Here is a 19,241-nt window from a genome sequence, read left to right as displayed (position 1 = left end):
GAAAGCTTTTCTTCAGAAGAAAGCGAATCGCTTATTTGAAATTTTTTACCCTCTGTTGGATAGTCCCGTCTATCTATGTTATAATGAAAGAAGGATTTGAAATCGGAAAAGGAGTAACTATGCTTAAATTAGGTGTCATCGGAACAGGGGCTATCAGCCACCACTTCATAGAAGCAGCCCATATCAGTGGAGAATACAAGCTGGTCGCAGTCTATTCTAGAAAACTAGAAACTGCGGCAACCTTTGCTTCTCGCTATCAGAATATCCAACTCTTTGATCAAGTAGAGGACTTCTTCAAGAGCTCCTTTGATGTGGTCTATATTGCTAGCCCAAACTCCTTGCATTTTGCTCAGGCAAAAGCTGCATTGACTGCAGGTAAGCATGTCATTCTTGAAAAGCCAGCTGTCACTCAGCCACAAGAATGGCTTGATTTGAGACACACAGCTGAGAAAAATAATTGTTTTATCTTTGAAGCAGCTCGCAATTACCATGAAAAAGCTTTCACTATCATCAAAAACTTTTTAGCAGACAAACAAATTTTGGGAGCAGATTTCAACTATGCCAAGTATTCTTCCAAAATGCCTAACTTGTTGACTGGGGAGACACCAAATGTCTTCTCAGACCGTTTTGCTGGTGGAGCTCTTATGGATTTAGGGATTTATCCCCTCTACGCTGCCGTTCGTCTCTTTGGAAAGGCTCAGGATGCAACCTATCAGACTCAACAGCTTGACAATAGCATTGACCTAAATGGTGACGGAATCCTCTTCTACCCAGACTTTCAAGTTCATATCAAGGCTGGGAAAAACATCACTTCCAATCTTCCTTGCGAAATTTACACAACAGATGGAACCTTGACTCTCAACACGATTGAGCATGTTCGCTCGGCTATTTTTACCGACCATCAAGGCAATCAAATCCAACTCCCTATCCAACAGGCTCCTCATACGATGACTGAGGAAGTCGCTGCATTTGCACACATGATTCAGAAACCAGATCTGAATCTCTACCAAACTTGGCTGGAAGATGCAAGTTCAGTTCATGAGCTACTATATACCATGCGCCAGACTGCTGGCATTAGATTTGAGGCAGAAAAATGAAAAACAAACTACCAACTGAATGGCAAGAACTGAGTGACCAACTCGGTTTTCAAGAATTCACCCCCATTCAAACTCAACTATTTGAGCCCCTTCTTGCTAGAGAAAATCTTCTAGGAGTAAGCCCAACAGGAACAGGCAAGACCCTAGCTTACCTCCTACCAAGTCTTCTCAGACTACAAAAGAAAAAAGCCCAACAACTCTTGATCCTAGCACCAAATACGGAGCTTGCTGGACAGATTTTTGATGTATGTAAAACGTGGGCAGAGGCTATCGGATTGACTGCTCAACTCTTCCTATCAGGTTCAAGTCAGAAACGACAAATTGAACGCCTTAAAAAAGGACCAGAAATTCTGATTGGAACCCCTGGCCGTATCTTTGAACTAATTAAATTGAAAAAAATCAAGATGATGAATGTGGAAACCATCATCCTGGATGAATTTGACCAATTACTAGATGATTCTCAGATTCACTTTGTTGAGAAAATCACTCACTACGCACCTCGTGATCACCAACTGGTCTACATGAGTGCCACAACCAAGTTTGACCAAGAAAAGATTGCGCCAAACACACGTACCATTGATCTCTCTGACCAAAAACTAGACAACATCCAACATTTCTACATGCAGGTAGACCAACGTCACCGAGTGGATATGCTACGAAAACTAGCTCATGTGGAGGATTTCCGCGGTCTTGTCTTCTTTAACAGCCTATCAGACCTTGGAAGTTCAGAAGAAAAATTACAGTATCGGGAGATCCTAGCTGTTTCCCTCGCTAGTGATGTCAATGTTAAATTTAGAAAAGTCATCTTAGAAAAGTTTAAAGACAAGCAACTGACCCTACTCCTTGCAACAGACCTTTTAGCTCGTGGAATTGATATCGATAGCCTAGAATGCGTCGTAAACTTTGATGTTCCTAGAGATATTGAAACCTACACTCACCGCGCTGGCCGTACAGGTCGCATGGGTAAGGAAGGTTATGTTATCACTCTCGTCACTCATCCAGAAGAACTTAAAAAACTCAAGAAATTTGCGAGCGTACGTGAAATTGTCTTGAAAAATCAAGAACTCTATATTAAATAAAGCCCCCATTGCTCTATACACATCAAGTGTATGGAGCTTTTTTATAAGCAATTCAATTTTATACTCTTCGAAAATCTCTTCAAACCGCGTCAGCTTCGCCTTGTCGTATGTATGGTTACTGACTTCGTCAGTTCTATCTACAACCTCAAAACGGTGTTTTGAGCTGACTTCGTCAGTTCTATCTGCAACCTCAAAACGATGTTTTGAGCTGACTTCGTCAGTTCTATCTACAACCTCAAAAACATGTTTTGAGATGACTTCGTCAGTTCTATCTACAACCTCAAAAACATGTTTTGAGATGACTTCGTCAGTTCTATCTGCAACCTCAATACCATGTTTTGAGATGACTTCGTCAGTCTTATCTACAACCTCAATACCATGTTTTGAGCAGCCTGCAGCTAAAACTTCCTAGTTTGCTCTTTGATTTTCATTGAGTATTAGTTCAATATCTGAAAAAAAGAACCTTGCAAAGCAAGATTCTTTTAGTGTCTGACTTAAATAATTGTTCTTCTGGGAACTAAATCGAATTAAGCTTCGATTTCTGTAACCATACCTGAACCAACAGTACGTCCACCCTCACGGATAGAGAATGTAGTACCTTGTTCTACGGCGATTGGGTGGATCAACTCAACGTCGATTGTCACGTTATCACCAGGCATTACCATTTCAGTACCTGCTGGAAGTTCGATTGAACCTGTAACGTCAGTAGTACGGAAGTAGAATTGTGGACGGTAGTTGTTGAAGAATGGAGTGTGACGTCCACCTTCTTCTTTAGTAAGGATGTAAACTTCACCTTTGAATTTAGTGTGTGGGTTGATTGAACCTGGTTTAGCGATAACTTGTCCACGTTCGATTTCATCACGTTGAACACCACGAAGAAGGACACCTACGTTATCTCCGGCAAGACCTTCGTCAAGTTGTTTACGGAACATTTCAACACCAGTAACAACTGCTTTTTGAGTTTCTTCTTTGATACCAACGATTTCGATTTCGTCGTTGACTTTAACGATACCACGGTCGATACGTCCTGAAGCAACTGTACCACGTCCAGTGATTGAGAATACATCTTCGACTGGAAGAAGCAATGGTTTGTCAGTGTCACGTTCTGGTTCTGGGATGTACTCATCAACTGTGTTCATCAATTCCATAACGATGTCTTCGTATTTAGAATCACCTTCAAGAGCTTTAAGAGCTGAACCTTGGATAACTGGAAGATCATCACCTGGGAAGTCATATTCTGACAAGAGGTCACGGATTTCCATTTCAACCAATTCAAGCAATTCTTCGTCGTCAACCAAGTCAACTTTGTTCATGAAGACGATAAGGTGTTTAACACCAACCTGACGTGAAAGAAGGATGTGCTCACGAGTTTGTGGCATTGGTCCGTCAGTTGAAGCTACTACAAGGATAGCTCCGTCCATTTGAGCGGCACCAGTGATCATGTTTTTAACGTAGTCCGCGTGTCCTGGAGCGTCGATGTGAGCGTAGTGACGTTTTTCAGTTTCGTACTCAACGTGCGCAGTGTTGATTGTGATACCGCGTTCGCGTTCTTCTGGAGCAGCATCGATAGACGCATAGTCTTTAGGTTGGTTAACTGATGAAGGCAAGCGACGTGCCAAAACAGTTGTGATAGCTGCAGTTAGGGTAGTTTTACCGTGGTCAACGTGTCCGATAGTACCAATGTTAACGTGTGGTTTACTACGATCGTATTTTTCTTTTGCCATTTGAGTAAAAGCCTCCAATAAAATATATTTTATAGATAGACAGTAGGCAATACAGTCTAACTTTCCTTACTATTTTATCAAATTTCAGCTAAATTGCAAGTGTTTTACAACGTTTTTGTGAATTATTCTTGGTAAAAATTTAACTAACTAATAGAAAGTACTAAATAGATTTATCCTTCAAGGAGTTTTCAGCATTATTCATCCACTCACTTGCTGAAAATACAAACAGTCTCTGGTTTATACTACAAAAGTAAACTAGGAAGCTAGGTAAAAGTTACTCACAACATCGGTTTAATACTCTTCGAAAATCTCTTCAAACCACGTCAGCATCGCCTTACCGTAGGTATAGCTGAGACTGGTCAAAAAGTCTTTGCAATCAGAAAAACATATAGTATCAGGTCTTGAGAAATCTTGCTACTATACGTTTTATTGTGGGAAGATTTACTTCATTTTCTCCTAAAGTCGAGTTTTTTGCCCAACCTCTTCTTCTACAACCTCAAAACACTATTTTGAGCTGACTTCGTCAGTTCTATCTACAACCTCAAAGCAGTGCTTTGAGCAACCTGCGGCTAGCTTCCTAGTTTACTCTTTGATTTTCATTGAGTATAAGATTGCAGATAAAACGATAAGGACGTCGGTCGAAAATAGCCCCCTAATCGCTTATTTTATAGTAAAATGAAATAAAAACTGAACATTTTGTTGAGGAAGGCAAATCAATTCCTCACAATGTTTGATAAAGAAGGGCGAACTATTCCAACTTCAACCCACTATAAAGCAGATTTACAAGATAGGGAACCCATCTCCGATAACATAATATATAGTAGAATGAAAACTGCACAATTTGATTGGGGAATTCAAACCAATTTCTCACAATGTTTTAGAAACAAGGATCTATTATTTCAACTGCAAGCTACTATAGCCCATTAAAGCTGAATAGCCCACTGAGACTTCTAAACCACTGCTGGAGAGGAGTGTGTTTCGATTTTCTTTCATTTCCCTAAAAAATCAAAAAGAGAGAACCAATCTGATCCTCTCTTACTTATAGATGGTGCTCACTCAAATGTTAAAGGAGCTATTTCTTAGAGATAAAGGAATTTGAATACAGCTACTGCCGCAATTGCTGCTGCGATAGGTGCTACTACTGGTACCCAAGAATACCACCATTTTGAATCGCCTTTATGCTCACCAAGAACTGATTTTGGAAGGAAAGCATGAAGGAGACGTGGTCCCAAGTCACGAGCTGGGTTCAAGGCAGGTCCTGTAGGTCCACCAAGTGATGTTACCAAAGCCATAACGAGGAATCCAAGTGCCAAGTGAGCCACAGAAAGTCCTGAAGCAGTGTGTGGAGCCACCTGTGCTTTAATAGCCAAGTCAGAAAAATCAACTGTTTGTCCTGCTTGTGTTGCCATTTGTTTCATGTATTGAAGCACTTCAGCACCAAAGAAGTTTTTAGTCAAACCAAGAGCTGCAAAGAACAAAACAAATGAACCAACAAACTCGTTTACAAAACCATTAACAGTTGCTGCATAGCGACTTTCTTTTGTACCATGGTCAATACTTGAAATAGTTGAGAAAGTTCCCAAGATGTTATTTGAGTTTTCAGTTTTCAAGTAGAATGGGCGGTGTGTTGCCACAACCAAGGCTTGACCAAAGATAGCCCCCAAGACTTGCGCGATAATGTAAGGTACCACTTGTGCCCAAGGGAAAAGACCGCTAACTGCAAGTCCTAGAGTGAAAGCAGGGTTGATGTGGTTCCCAGATACGTTACCAAACATCAAGGCTGGGATCATAACCCCCATACCATAACCAACAGCGATGACGATCCAGCCACTTTGGTGACCTTTCGTACCTTTAAGTTCAACGTTGGCAACTGCACCATTCCCAAGAATGATCAAAATGGCAGTTCCCAAAAATTCAGTGGCATACTTTAGTGCCCATGTGAAATCCATTTGCTAGATTCTCCTTAAAATTTTTTAGACATTCCTTATTTTATCAATTTTTACCCTATTTAGCAACTAGTTTCTGGAGAGATTTTTTAAAAATAATACTCTTCGAAAATCTCTTCAAACCACGTCAACGTCGCCTTGCCGCAGATATATGTAACTGACTTCGTCAGTCTTATCTACAACCTCAAAACGGTGTTTTGAGCTGACTTCGTCAGTCTTATCTGCAACCTCAAAACGGCTATCTTGGGCTAGGTAAGACAGAGAAATATCTTTTTTCTTATTGATTTCTCCGCTAGTTGTCTCCTCTTCTCCAACTAAAATCTTCAAAAGAGTAGACTTACCTGCACCATTTTTCCCAACAAGGGCAATCCGATCTCGTTCATCAACCTGTAGGTTGATATTATCAAAAAGAACCTCTCCTGCAAAAGAACGTTCAATTTTATTAGCTTGTAAAATAATCATACAAGTAGTATAGCATGTTTCCCTAAGGCATTCAAGACAATCGTCTTAACCCAAATATCCTAGAAAAACCGGCTCTGCTTATTCTTGGTATTAAAAAGTATTTGGATTATAAACTCTACTTATTTTTTTGCAAGATAGCTAGCTAAACATTTTCGCTCGTTTACAAGAGTGACTCAAACTCAGCGACAGTCATTCCTAACTGCTGGCTGGCAAATTCAGAAGTTAAAACATGTTGACGAACCATGTCTAAGAAGGCAAAAAGTTTTCCACGTTCTAAACCTTGTTCTAAACCTTGTTCTAAACCTTGTTCAACCCCCTCAGCCCTAGCGGTTTCCAAAGCATAGTCCTGCGCTAACAAGGCTTGTTCTTCGCGCATACGTAGTTGACTAAACATTTTCCTGTCCTCCTCGGACCAGCTCTTGTAGTCCAGCAGTTGGTCTGCTTGGCTGATGGCTCGCTCGGGGTGCTGAGTAAAGGGTTTATTCCCGAAAAACTCCAACCACGGCTTGCGAACCTTGTCTTTGCTGGTTTCTCTGTATTTTCTTAATTCCAAGAACGCCATCTTGACTAGATGATGTTCCTGTCCATTATTGGTGATGGTTAAAACCTCACCTGTCGTGTCTTCGCGCATACTGAAACTGTGGAAAGCTAGATCATCTTGGAAATAATTACTATCCACAATAGCTATTGCGTAAACAGGTGCGATGTGTTTGTAGCTCTGGTGGGTATCACCTTCTCGCTGGCGAATTTTTTCTAGGTTTTGATTGACTTGACTGCATAGATAAGCCCACAAACGATTAATGAAAAAATTCTGATGATGAACTTGAATTTCGATGATAACTTGCGTTCCATTATCTAACTCCGCCAAGACGTCTATACTGGTATAGAAATCCTGAGCCGAGTACGGCAGGGAAGGCAAGACATGAATATTGCTCCCCTCTAAAATAGTTACATTTTTGGCTGGCAAGTCCAGCATATCGCGAATAAATTGACAAGTGATTTCTGGATTGCTAAAGATTTTTTTAGCAACCAAATCGTTAGTTGGGCTGATGCCCGGATGACGTACAGTCATATTTGTTCTCCTTTCATTATAGCACATTTTTTAATCTAATTTACTAGATTTGATGCTTCTATCTATTTATTCGGAAAAGAGTAGAAAAAATAAAAGAAATCTCAAACTTTATAGCAAAATGAAATAAACTCTGAACAAATAGGAGAGTAAAGTCGAATCAATTTCTAGCAATATTTTATAAGTTATAATGTTCTATTCTGAATTTAAGATAACATATAATTTAAAGAGACTGGGTCAAAACTCAACTTCTGGAGAAAATGAAGTAAATCTTCCCACAATAAAACGCATAGTCTCAAGTTTTTCAATACCTGATACTATGCGTTTTTCTGATTTGAGAGGCTTTTTTCTCAGCCTCTTCTTAATCTTAGCTTTTCTCAACCTGCTACAGTTGATAAAGAGCTTTATTTTTCATCTTCTTTTTTCTTGAAGAATCCTAGTCCTAGACCAGCTAACAAGGTCATGATACCAGCGCTAGCCAAGGTAGCATTAGCCTCTGTACCTGTGTTTGGCAATTCTGCTTTATCAGATGTTTTGGTAGATGTTGCACTATCTACTGTCTTTTCTGATGTAGCTGTAGCCACTGCTTCACCTTTTTGTTCTGAAACTTTAGATGGTGCTGGGCTTGGAGTTTGGTCTTTTGGAGCAGGAGTTTGAGCTTGCTTGGTTCTAAACACATGAACTATCAAGTTATCTCCCTCACGGTGACTCTCAACAAATTCATAGCCTGGAACTTCACCTGCTTCTTGCTTATCAACTGATGGAACCTTCAAGTCTTTTCCGTTTTCATCGCGCCATACTGTACGAACCGCTGGAGTTTCAGCTTTGTTTGGTTTTTCTGGCGTTGAAGTTGATGGCGAACTTGATGGAGTCCTTGGATGACTAGTTGAGCTTTCTGGTGAACTTGAAGTTCCATTCGCTACTTTCTCAAATGTATGCGTTAAAATACCTTCTTCTAAGCGACTTGATAGCCACTTGTAGCCTGCAATCTCGCCAGCAGGTTGTTTGCCATCTACTGGTTCCCTAAGCTCCTTACCTGCTGTATCTACCCACAGCGTTACTGGATGCTCTGGATTTGCTGCTTCGATTGATAAAGCAGCGTATACAAACGGAGTATAACCACTCGTTTTATGCTTGGCTTGAGCTTGGACTTTTTGTTTATTGACAACTGATTCTCGTGGAATGGTTACAGTACCTGTTTTCTTGTCTAATGTAACATTTTCAGGTTGTTTGTCTAAAGTCCATTCACCAGTAGGTTGCTTGGTAAGAGTTAGAACTTCATTACCAGAGCCATTACTCTTAGGATAGATAATTTTGACTGTATCTGCATCTTTTTTAGGAGCTTTTACTTCGATGCTTGCTTTATTTGGTTCTTCCACAATAGCGATAGTCGGCGGAGCTACCTTAAGATTTGGTTGGTCTTCAGGCTCAGATGGCTGTCCTGGTTGAGCTGGTGCTTCCTCAGGAGCGGTTGGTTGTTCTGGTTGACTTGGAGTTCCTTCTTTTGGTCCTCTCTTAACCATTCTTTTTACCATTTCTTTGGTAATTTGAGTTGTAGTCTTTTCAGTAATATCACCTGTTTTTCCATCTACAGTATAAGTAGTCGTTGTTGTTTTTTCACCTGGTTGACCTGGTGTTACTTCTTTTTCTTTTCCTGGTTCAAGAGTTGGATCATCTTCATACTCTGTTACAACTGGAATTTTTTCTATTACTACTTTATCCTTCGCTGGGACTTTGACGACAGTTTCTGTTGGTTCTACCACAACTGGGTCGCCTACTTTTTCTGTAACCTTACCTGTTTTTGGATCTACTTCATAGGTTGTAGTCGTTGTAGATGTACCTGGTTTCCCTGGGACTTCTTGGTTTGGTTGTCCTTTTTCTTTATCTGGATCCTTCTCATATCTCTTAGGAGATAGGACAGGAGTTACATCTACTTTTGGTTGAGTTCCACGTTTAACAACACGTGTCACTGGGTCAGTTATTTCTGTTGTTGGTTCATTTTGTGTTACGACACCTGTGTCAGGATTCATCGTATACGTTGTCTTTTTGACTGTTTTTCCATCAACACCTTTTACAGTTTCTCTTTCTTCTCCATTTGGAATAGAGTCATCACGTTCATAAGTAGTTTCAAATGGAATTGGAGTTTCTTCAACTTTTGGTTTCACTCCAACACGAACAACTTTTTGAACCATTTCTGTTTTTTGAACAGTTGGTTGATTTTCAGTAGTTGTTCCATCTTGTTCATTTAGAGTATAAGTTGTCCTTGTTACAATTTTTCCTTCTGAACCTGGATTGACAATAACCGTTTGTCCATAGTCTAGGTCTGGGTCTTGGATATACTTAGTCGTAATGTCAATAATCTCTGTTTTTTCTACAGGCTTGATACCAACTTTCACTACTTTTTGCTTCATTGGAGTATCGTCTTCTGTCACAACAGGAGTATGTGTCTCACCAGTTTTTGGATCAACACTATAAGTCGTAGTTTTTGTATGAACCCCTTTTGAACCTGGAGTTACCACTTCTTGCTCATCACGAGTTTTAGTTTCATCAGGAATATAACGAGTTGTGATTTCAGTCTCAACCACTTCTTTCTCAACATTCCCGACTCGAACTTCTTTTGGAACCATAGCCACAGTAACATTCTCTGTTCTTGTTGGATTAGACAAATCACCAGTTGTTGGTGAAACTTCATAGACTTTCGTTATTTCACGAGTTCCTTCCGTTCCATTGTTATCTGTTTCTTGTCTATCTTTTTCTAATCTTGGATCAGCGGTATAGTGGGTCGTAATATCAATTTTTTCAGTTGTGACTTCTTTATTACCAACTTTAACAACTTTGTCTTCTTTCTCTACAGTAGTAACTGTTTCTTTTGGAGTGACCTCACCTGTATTCTCATTCAAATCATAGGTTGTCTTTTTGGTAACTGAACCATCATGACCATCAACAACTGTTACTTTCGTATTATAAGGAGTATCAGGATCTCCTACATAACGAGTTGTTTTAGGAGTTGTTTCCACTTCTTTCTTTGGTTTTGTTCCGATTTCGTAAACGTCGTCTACTTTATCAGCATCTTCTCCTTCATTCACATGGATACGATAATACTTAGATAGTACAACATTACCATCTTCTGTTACCACATTTTCTTCTGCATCTGGATTTACTGTTAAGGGTTTATTCGATTCTACGACACTATCATCACTATCAATTTCACCACTAGCCCCATCTGGTTTACCATCGTGGTTACTGTCATCTTTATCTGGAGTATATATACCTGAGTCAAGACGATGAGGATACTTAGGGTCAATTTCACTCACTTTAGGTTCAACAAAATTAGGATCATTCTCAAGTGGTTAACCTGCATTTGCATTTATAGCATCAGCATCAGCTCTTTTATACTTAGGATCAACTTCACCATCGCCATCGTCATCATATAATTTTTTGAATAAATTTTCTAGTTCATTACCCTCTTCCTCAAAATGATCTGTTATCTCTTCCTCTGTCAAATTCTTATTTGGCTTTGCTTTTAAAATGAAACTATTACCATTATGACCCTCTGTGATCAATTTAGGTTGAGCATTAGGATCATAATCCACATCATCATTTCTTACATATTTTTTACCTTTAGGAACAAAAACTTGGTAACCCTCAGTGGCACTAGACAATTCACCAATATTTGGTTCCTCGTCTGAACTAGTATCTGAAGCATAAACTGTAACATTTGGTGCCATTATTGCAACACCACCTAGGGTAATGACAGTAGCCACTACACAGGAACCGAAAACTTTTCCGATTTTACGTAAAGCATATTTCTTATTCTTAGTTGATTGTCTTGACATATTTTCCTCAATTTAATATTTATTTTAGTTTATAGATTGTTGACTCCGAGCCAAAAGCCAGATAACTCATCCAACTTTTGGCAAGAAGCAACGTTTTTATATTATTCGGATTCATCTTCTTTTTTCTTGAAGAATCCTAGTCCTAGACCTGCTAACAAGGTCAACAATCCTGCCCCAGCTAAGCCAGCATTAGCTTCTGTACCTGTGTTTGGCAACTCCTCTCTCTTACCTGTCTCATAAGTCGGAACTTCTGGGTCTGGACTCACTGGAGTTTCAGGTTCAGGAGTTGGCTCTGGTATTGGAGTCTCTTGATTTGGTAGTTCTGGGCTTGGAGTAGGAGCACTTGGATGCTCTGGATTTGGTTGTGGTCTCGGCTCCTCAGGTCTATCTGGAATTGGTTCGTTAGGAAGAACTGGCGGTATCTTTTCAAATCTATGAATCGTAATACCATCCTCCGTTACAGTTGTAATATATCTGTATCCTGGAATATTTCCAGCTTCATGAGTACCTGGTTGATCTGGTTTAAGTGGATTACCATCTTTATCAAACCAGACTGTAATTTTATATTCTGGCTTGTCTACAGATGGAGAACCTGCAAAGAAAATATGTGTGACTTTATTTCCTTCCAAACGACTTTCCAACCAAACATGATTTGCAATTCGACCTTTTTCATGTAAACCATTTTCAGTTGGTCTTAAGACATTTCCATTTACGTCAATCCATTCTGTTGTTCCTTCAAATTTAGGTACATCAAGAATATTCGGCATAACACTAACAATCTTACTTTGTTTGTACTTATGTTTTGTTTGCGTATCTACCCATGTCTTCGGTTGAACTTGTTCACTTGGAATGTAAACACGACCATTCGTCGGATTGATAGTCACTCCAACTGGAGATTTTTCAATTTTCCACGTACCATCTTTATCTTTCTTCGTAACGATAGTTTCTTTTTCAGTACTGTTTCGTTTTGTAAATGTAATAGATAAAGTATCAGCATCTTTATTTGGCACGTCAACTTCTACAGTATTACCGCTTGGACGTTCGACAATTCTCGGTGTCGGTGGAATAACATAGATTTGACGTAACTTCACGACAAAGACTTGAGACGGATCTTTTCCTTCTTCATCTTTTACGTTGTCAAATGTCGCTCCATCTTTCAGAGGATTGTCTACTAACTCGTAGTCACCATTATTAACTGGGTCACCTGTTAGTTTCTTCAATGTATCATTAAAGTTTTCTGTTGGGATTTTCTCTCCAGTTTTACCTGTCAGCGACATCCTTGAAGCAACAAGCTCCGTTTCTTTTCCATCTTCGCCTATGACAACAAATTTGACAATAGCTCTTTGTCCATCTGGTGTATACTTGATTGGTGTATCCATCTTAGGATCATTTGGCGTTTCTGGAACCGGTGGCACCTTATATCCTTTTTCTGGATGTTCTGGATCTATAGGTACTAATGGAGTTCCGTTTGGTGTCTTAGGTGTATAGCCTGGAACGTATGGAATCACTGGCACTTTCGGTACTGGTTGCCCTGGTTGTGGCGGAGTGGTTGGATAATCTGGAGTTTTAGGCTTAGTTGGATCATCTGGATCATTTGGATACGGAATTGGTGTCGGTTCTTCTTTTCCTGGTACTTTTGGCACCCATGAACCGATTTTTCTGTATTCAACTACTTCTTCTATTGAATCAGATTCTGGCGTTACCTCTTTAGAAGGTACTGACACTTTATTTGCTAAATATCCTTCTAAAACTGGTGTATCTACTTTAGGGAACTCTTGTTTTTCATGATTCCAAGTTCCAATTTCCGTTAAACCTGTTGTTAGATTAGTTGTTGTATCTCTTGAAAACTCAACCTTATCTACTTTCATCGTGATTTTTTCCGTGTTAAGTTCTGTTCTGACTTCTTTTCCATCTTGAACATCAACTTTAACGTATTTAATTGTACGTGTTACAGTTGTAGACTCTTTATCAGCTGAGATTTTTTCTCTTACTACTAATTTATATGTCTGAGTCGGTTCTTGTTTTCCAGCGTCAGACTCTGTATCATATTTTGTAGTTGCAGTTAGTGGATTTACTGTATCTACAATGTATCCACGATTTCTTAGTGAAGTTATCTTAGCATCAACAGAATTTTTATCAGTTTCTTTAACCGTTTCTCCTGATTTGCCGTTAAATTCTAATTTTTCATTGTCTAGTGGCACTTCTACCCCTGTAGTTACATTAACTACTTTAATTAAAATCTTTTGTGGATTTCCTTCATAAGTAATCGGTGTATCCTTACCTGGTGTTTCTGGTACTGGTGGTACTTTGTATCCTTTTTCCGGATAGTTTGGATCAACTGGTTCTAACGGTTTGTCTCCAATTTTTGGTGTGTATCCAGGTACATATGGAATTACCGGTGTACCAGGTGTGATTGGTTGTCCTGGTTCAGGATATACTGGTGTTCCAGGTTTTGTTGGATCTGCTGGATGGTTTGGATATGGTTTTGGATCGAAATTCGTTCCTTCTGGTGGTGTTACACCTGTTGGCGGTGTTAATACCCATGATCCTAACTTAGTGTACACCACATTTACATTTTGATTTTTAGAAGCTTCTGTTAAGTTTTCACTTGCTGCTACACTTGTTCCATCTGTTGATACCAAATTACCTTGTGAGTCTTGATTTGATTTTAAGATGTATCCTTTTACTACTGGTGATGTTACTTCATCGAATGTTGTGTCATTATCTTTAGCTGTCCATTCTCCATAAGTAATCTCACCTGTTACTACGTTAATCTTAGCTTCACGTGTAAAGGTTACTTTATCTGTTTTTGGCTCTTTTGTTTCTTTACCGTTATCCGTATATGTTAGCTTAGTTCCTGATTCGTCAACATAATTAATTGTACGTGTTACTTCTTTTGTAGTTTCCGCGTTCTTAACTTTATTGATTAAATCCTCTGTCCATACTGGTGTGTTTGGATCAACAGGAGTATTAGGATCTACCGGCACATCTGGATCAATTGGTTTTCCAGGTTCAAGTGGTTTTTCTGGTGTTGGCGGTGTTACTGGTACAAGTTTTTCATGTACTTTCAACTTAAATACTTGAGTAGGATCTTGAGAATCTGAATCTTTTTCACTATCAAATTTTTCTCCATTTTTTAGTGGCTCTTCATCAATAATATATCCACGTTTTTTCAATTCTTCAATTTTATCTTTCAATGATTGAGTAGGAATAACTTCATCAGTTTTACCATTCATTGTTAACTTGTCATTCGTTAATTCAGTTTCCACACTATCCTTGACATTATAAACTTTAACTACTGCTTTTTGCGGATCTGCTTCATACGTAATCGGTGTATTCGTTTCTGGTGTTTTAGGTAAATCTGGAACTTTATATCCTTTTCCTGGATGTTCTGGTTCTACTGGTACCAACGGTTTCAGTGGGTTTGTATTTGGATCTACTGGATCGTTTGGATTTTTCGGCTCTGTTACTGTTTCCACTTTTTCTCTTACAGTAATCGTATAAGACTGCGTTGGCTCTTGTCCGTCTACGTCTTCTTGATCATCACCTTTTCTTGATTCAGGTGTTCCGTCTGTAAAAGTATTGCTAACAATCTCATAACCTGCTTTTTTCAAGGCAGCAACTTTGGCATCAACATCTGTTGATGGGAAGTCTTCACCTACTTCTGTTTCAAGGTTGATCTTATGTTCTGGTAATTCAACAGCTGTTCCTCCATCTTGTTGTTTCATCACACGAACAACCGCTTTTGCCTTGGCTGGCTCCCCTTCTTCGTAGACAAAGGTTACAATCTTATCAGTTGAAGTCACTGAGCCTGTAACAGCTGCTGAATTTGTATATAAGCCATCAGTATTATCAAGAGAGCGTTTTAGGCGGTATTTTTTCTCACCTGCGTTAATCCCTCGTAATTTCTTACTTGTTACATTGTAGCTTGAGCCAATAAGGGCTTCTTTTTCTACAAGGTAGGTACCATTATCAGATTTTTCTCCGACTTTTTTAGCGTCTTCTTCAGATAGTGGTATATCTTATCCCTGTTCATCGACATACTTGACCTTTACATTACCAGAGATAGCTTTTCTAACTTCCGATGTTTTCTTACTTTCATCGATTTTTCCTTTGAGTTTTTTCCCTTCTTCTGGTGGAATTTTTTTATCTTCCACCTGTTTATCAATGATTCGTTTGGCTACTTCTTTAGACGGTTCTACGGTATCTTGAATAACTGAGAAATCGGCTAGGATAGGTAAGTTATATTGAAGTCTTGGACTTTGCTTATTAACACCGACACGCTTTTTATTTTCCGCAAACACTTGTATTTTATAGGCTACGACATCTTTATCCAATGGAATATCCCCTGTTGAGAAGTATCCACCTTTACCTAGTTTATCCTGATCACCATCAATTTCCGCAGTAATTTTTTTGGATAATTCAGCATCAGCTAGCACATCTGAACGTCTAACTTTTTCTTTTTCAACAAAATAGTGCGTGAATTTTGGAAGACCATCTTTTTCCTTCGCAGCAAGATCATTCGTCCTTATTCTATTGTAATCAGCTTCTGTTAGATCCTTTTCATCAGGTTGTTCAGTTGCTTCCATATGTGAGCCAAGGATTTTTGCTTCTTTACTACCGTTTGTTGCTTCCAGGTAAGTGTAGGCGTTTGTTGATCCAAGGGCTGAGTTTAAGGCAGAGATTTCTTTTTTAAGTTTAGCTGTTTCATCCTTAGTCGTAGTAGTCTTTAAAAGAGCTTCTTTTTCTGCTAGCTCAGCCTTAAGTTTTTCACGATGACTCTTCACTTTATCTGGATCTGTTTGGAGTTCTAATTGGTCAGTATCTGCATGATAGATAATTTTTTTAGCAGTTGGCAATACAAAATCTAATAATTTATAGACACGATCTGGGTCTTTACTTTTTATTGTTCCATCTGAATTTTTCTCAGTAGTAACCACCCATATTGCAGAGTTTTCTTGCACCTCTTTATCCGTTATGTGCTTTAATACACCTTGGAGTTTATTGGCTACAGTTGCATAGTTAGTTTGGATATTAAGTTCTTCTTTAAAATGATTAGATGGTATTCCGTTTTTTTCTACTTCATGCAATTCGTCCTTATCGATAGGTAACTCAACTATAGTATCTCCCTTTTCAGCGAGCTCTTTTGTGATAATAGGCATCAGGTATTTATAGTCGCTAAATTTAGGTTTGTTTACATCTGGATGTTGCTCCTTATATCTTGCTTCTGCAAGAGGCTTAACTTTTTTCTCGTGTTCATCTGTCAATAACTTTTTAATTAGTTTGTTAAACCTACTTAAATCCACACCCTGGCTATAGCGTTCTTCATTCTCTACTACTCCGTCAATTCTGTTAATAGTATGGTCATAGATGGTCTCTTCCACTTCTTTTGAAGTATCATTCTTATCCTTTTTAATAGCTTTAACAACAATACGATAGGTCCCTTTTGACCCTTCATAGTCTGAGATATACCCTGTTACAAAGTCGATTTTCAAGCGACTTCCATATTTGGTAGAAAAGGCAGTGAAGGTTTTTTCTATTCCATTGAATCCCTCAATATTTGGAGAATGTTGGAGAATATCTTCCTTCTCTTTTACAGGTAATTTATCAAGAGTATTCCCAGTTCTTTTCTCTGTCTTTATTTCAAACGTAGATCCATCTTGTGCTGTATCAGTTCTATTGGCGATAGTACGTCCTTTGGCAAGCATCAACATGTAATTAAAACGACGATCTAGGGCTTGCTCGTGGAGGTAGACTCGGTCCATGGCGTCAGAACCCAGCATCCCCCCTTGCTCTTTTTCTGTGGTTGAACCCTTTTTATAGTACCAACCAGTGAAATACCCTTGAGCATTTTTCTTACCGATGGCGAACGTTCCACCGTTTATAGCTTTCCAACCACCGAATTCGTTAATTTCACGAATTTCACCATCTTGTAGTTGTTTGCCGCTTTCATCCTTAGTAACATTACCATTTCCATCAAATCTAAGTGCATCACCAAGGGTGTTCATATTTCTCAAGTATGAACGCTCATTGTTTTGGAAGTCATCCGGCATATTTTGGATGATTTTGTACATGTACTCAACTGTAGCATTCTCACTAGGAGTATCAAATGTTAAGTTGGCATTCTTATCATCCGACCCCTTTTCTCCATCTGTAGGTACATGTACCCCAGGTTGGTCAGTTTTTACTGTCTCACCTTTACGATTGGCATCCAGTACAGGTGAATTTTCACCTGTTGGCTGGTTCTCTCCTGATTCAGTCCCTGTAGCGCCATTCGATGGATTACTTGCGTCCCCATCAGGTAATTCTCTTTTACTACGAGTACGAGGTTTCCTACTTTCTGGAGCTACTAGCGGATTGGCAGCTACGGGAGCATTATAGGTATTTGCTGCTGCATCTGTATTGCTGAGGTCAGGCTTGTTTCCTGTCTTTCCATTTCCAGACTGTTCTGGATCTGTCGGGTTTGCTGCCCTCTCAGTTTCCCTCGCTGACTCCACGCCCTCAGCATGAGCAATCCCAGCTCCCATCAAAAGATAGAGCGCCCCAATGACAACACTAGCTGCACCGACACTCACTTTCCGTATACTGTATTTTAATTGTTTTTCTGGATGATTCATTCTTACACTCCATATATATATATATATATATTGTGCCCTATTACTTCCTATATAATAGAATACAATTCATGAATATATTATACACCAGTCGGCTTGAAACTTCAAATTTTTTGAATGGAAAGACGACTCTTTTTACTAAGACCAAAGCTAGGTTAGAAGTCCATCATCAGTAAGCCAACACCAAAGATGAAGCCTCATCATCCTTGCCTTGTCGTGTGCATCTTATGGACTTACTTCCTCCTATCAGCAAGCTCAGCGCCGTGCTTTGAGACCTTTCCAGCTTGCTTTTAGATTTCCATTAACTTTTACACTTATTTCTTTAAAAAATGAGACAATTTGACATTTTTTCTACTCTTTTTCTACTTTTTCCGAATAAATAGATAGAAGCAGTGAATCTAGTGAGCCTAGATTAAAAAATGTGCTATAATGAAAGGAGAAGAAATATGACTGTACGTCATCCGGGCATCAGCCCAACTAACGATTTGGTTGCTAAGAAAATCTTTAGCAATCCAGAAATCACTTGTCAATTTATCCGCGATATGCTGGACTTGCCAGCAAAAAATGTGACCATTTTGGAGGGAAGTAATATTCACGTCTTGCCTTCCCTGCCCTACTCGGCGCAGGATTTCTATACCAGTATAGACGTCTTGGCGGAGTTGGACAATGGAACCCAAGTTATCATTGAGATTCAGGTACATCATCAGAATTTTTTCATCAATCGCCTGTGGGCTTACCTGTGCAGTCAGGTCAATCAAAATCTTGAAAAAATTCGCCAGCGTGAAGGTGATACCCACCAAAGCTACAAACACATAGCACCTGTTTACGCTATTGCAATTGTGGATAGTAATTATTTCCAAGATGATCTAGCTTTCCACAGTTTCAGCATGCGCGAGGACACGACAGGTGAGGTATTAACCATCACAAACAATGGACAAGAAAACCATCTGGTCAAGATGGCATTCTTGGAATTAAAAAAATACAGAGAAACCAGCAAAGACGAGGTTCGCAAGCCGTGGTTGGAGTTTTTCGGGAACAAACCCTTTACCCAAGAACCCGAGCGAGCCATCAGCCAAGCAGACCAACTGCTGGACTATAAAAGCTGGTCCGAGGAGGACAGGAAAATGTTTAGTCAACTACGTATGCGCGAAGAACAAGCCTTGTTAGCGCAGGACTATGCCTTGGAACAAGCTGAAGAAAAGGGTTTGGAGCGGGGACTAGAGCGTGGGCGAGCTGAAGGTATTGAACAAGGCATCGAAAAAGGTTTAGAACAAGGACTTGAACGCGGAAAACTCTTTGCCTTCTTAGACATGGTTCGCCAGCATCTTTTAACCGCTGAGGTTGCAAGTCAGCAGTTAGGAATGACTGTGGCTGAGTTTGAAGAATTATTGAAAGACCATCATAAATAAGACCT

General features: G+C 39.4%; 10 protein-coding genes and 1 pseudogene. 3 read left to right on the top strand and 8 right to left on the bottom strand.

All coding sequences use genetic code 11. The features are described 5' to 3' along the window. Positions 1-119: 119 nt before the first annotated feature. Together SP4011_RS04100 and SP4011_RS04095 are read left to right on the top strand one after the other, a co-directional pair. Positions 120-1,097 carry a Gfo/Idh/MocA family oxidoreductase gene (locus tag SP4011_RS04100; protein ID WP_338620015.1) on the top strand — a complete coding sequence of 326 codons (978 nt, stop codon included), beginning with the start codon at positions 120-122 and terminating at the stop codon, positions 1,095-1,097. Continuing rightward, the gene (locus SP4011_RS04095) at positions 1,094-2,176 is read left to right on the top strand and encodes a DEAD/DEAH box helicase (protein ID WP_338620014.1); all 1,083 of its coding nucleotides are present in this window, start codon (positions 1,094-1,096) and stop codon (positions 2,174-2,176) included. The genes SP4011_RS04100 and SP4011_RS04095 overlap by 4 nt, the downstream gene beginning before the upstream one ends. Positions 2,177-2,703: 527 nt before the next feature. On the opposite strand, the gene tuf is transcribed toward SP4011_RS04095, so the two are convergent. The 8 genes and pseudogenes from tuf to SP4011_RS04055 all read right to left on the bottom strand — a co-directional run bounded on the left by tuf (position 2,704) and on the right by SP4011_RS04055 (position 17,830). Next, the gene (gene tuf / locus SP4011_RS04090) at positions 2,704-3,900 is read right to left on the bottom strand and encodes an elongation factor Tu (RefSeq protein WP_001040724.1); all 1,197 of its coding nucleotides are present in this window, start codon (positions 3,898-3,900) and stop codon (positions 2,704-2,706) included. A gap of 1,079 nt (positions 3,901-4,979) precedes the next feature. Further along, positions 4,980-5,849: an aquaglyceroporin Gla gene (gla, locus tag SP4011_RS04085; RefSeq protein WP_112444212.1), complete on the bottom strand. Its 870-nt coding sequence runs from the start codon at positions 5,847-5,849 to the stop codon at positions 4,980-4,982. A 218-nt stretch (positions 5,850-6,067) separates the two neighbouring features. Beyond that, positions 6,068-6,308 (bottom strand): annotated as a pseudogene (locus tag SP4011_RS04080) (ATP-binding cassette domain-containing protein); the annotation flags it as partial. Positions 6,309-6,468: 160 nt separating this feature from the next. Beyond that, entirely contained in the window at positions 6,469-7,380 is a 912-nt protein-coding gene (locus tag SP4011_RS04075; protein WP_173219335.1) for an Rpn family recombination-promoting nuclease/putative transposase, read from the bottom strand. A gap of 401 nt (positions 7,381-7,781) precedes the next feature. Further along, positions 7,782-10,691: a G5 domain-containing protein gene (locus tag SP4011_RS04070; RefSeq protein WP_338620009.1), complete on the bottom strand. Its 2,910-nt coding sequence runs from the start codon at positions 10,689-10,691 to the stop codon at positions 7,782-7,784. Positions 10,692-10,727: 36 nt separating this feature from the next. After that, entirely contained in the window at positions 10,728-11,213 is a 486-nt protein-coding gene (locus SP4011_RS04065) for a hypothetical protein (protein WP_338620008.1), read from the bottom strand. Between the two features lie 101 nt (positions 11,214-11,314). After that, the gene (locus SP4011_RS04060; RefSeq protein ID WP_338620007.1) at positions 11,315-15,019 is read right to left on the bottom strand and encodes a mucin-binding protein; all 3,705 of its coding nucleotides are present in this window, start codon (positions 15,017-15,019) and stop codon (positions 11,315-11,317) included. Positions 15,020-15,235: 216 nt separating this feature from the next. Further along, complete coding sequence (locus tag SP4011_RS04055) at positions 15,236-17,830, bottom strand: YSIRK-type signal peptide-containing protein (RefSeq protein ID WP_338620006.1); 2,595 nt, start codon at positions 17,828-17,830, stop codon at positions 15,236-15,238. A gap of 443 nt (positions 17,831-18,273) precedes the next feature. On the opposite strand from SP4011_RS04055, the gene SP4011_RS04050 reads away from it, so the two are divergent. Beyond that, positions 18,274-19,236 carry an Rpn family recombination-promoting nuclease/putative transposase gene (locus SP4011_RS04050; RefSeq protein ID WP_338620004.1) on the top strand — a complete coding sequence of 321 codons (963 nt, stop codon included), beginning with the start codon at positions 18,274-18,276 and terminating at the stop codon, positions 19,234-19,236. Positions 19,237-19,241 lie beyond the last annotated feature (5 nt).

This window comes from Streptococcus parapneumoniae (genome assembly GCF_037076355.1).
GTDB lineage: Bacteria > Bacillota > Bacilli > Lactobacillales > Streptococcaceae > Streptococcus > Streptococcus parapneumoniae.
The sequence above is the reverse complement of the archived record's forward strand: the minus strand, read 5'-3'. Positions and strand labels throughout refer to the sequence as shown.

Excerpts from the sequence above, each read along its gene's own strand:
- tuf (WP_001040724.1), bottom strand. The coding sequence starts at position 3,900 with ATGGCAAAAGAAAAATACGATCGTAGTAAACCACACGTTAACATTGGT.
- SP4011_RS04100 (WP_338620015.1), top strand. The coding sequence starts at position 120 with ATGCTTAAATTAGGTGTCATCGGAACAGGGGCTATCAGCCACCACTTC.
- gla (WP_112444212.1), bottom strand. The coding sequence starts at position 5,849 with ATGGATTTCACATGGGCACTAAAGTATGCCACTGAATTTTTGGGAACT.
- SP4011_RS04050 (WP_338620004.1), top strand. The coding sequence starts at position 18,274 with ATGACTGTACGTCATCCGGGCATCAGCCCAACTAACGATTTGGTTGCT.
- SP4011_RS04075 (WP_173219335.1), bottom strand. The coding sequence starts at position 7,380 with ATGACTGTACGTCATCCGGGCATCAGCCCAACTAACGATTTGGTTGCT.
- SP4011_RS04095 (WP_338620014.1), top strand. The coding sequence starts at position 1,094 with ATGAAAAACAAACTACCAACTGAATGGCAAGAACTGAGTGACCAACTC.
- SP4011_RS04055 (WP_338620006.1), bottom strand. The coding sequence starts at position 17,830 with ATGAATCATCCAGAAAAACAATTAAAATACAGTATACGGAAAGTGAGT.
- SP4011_RS04065 (WP_338620008.1), bottom strand. The coding sequence starts at position 11,213 with ATGTCAAGACAATCAACTAAGAATAAGAAATATGCTTTACGTAAAATC.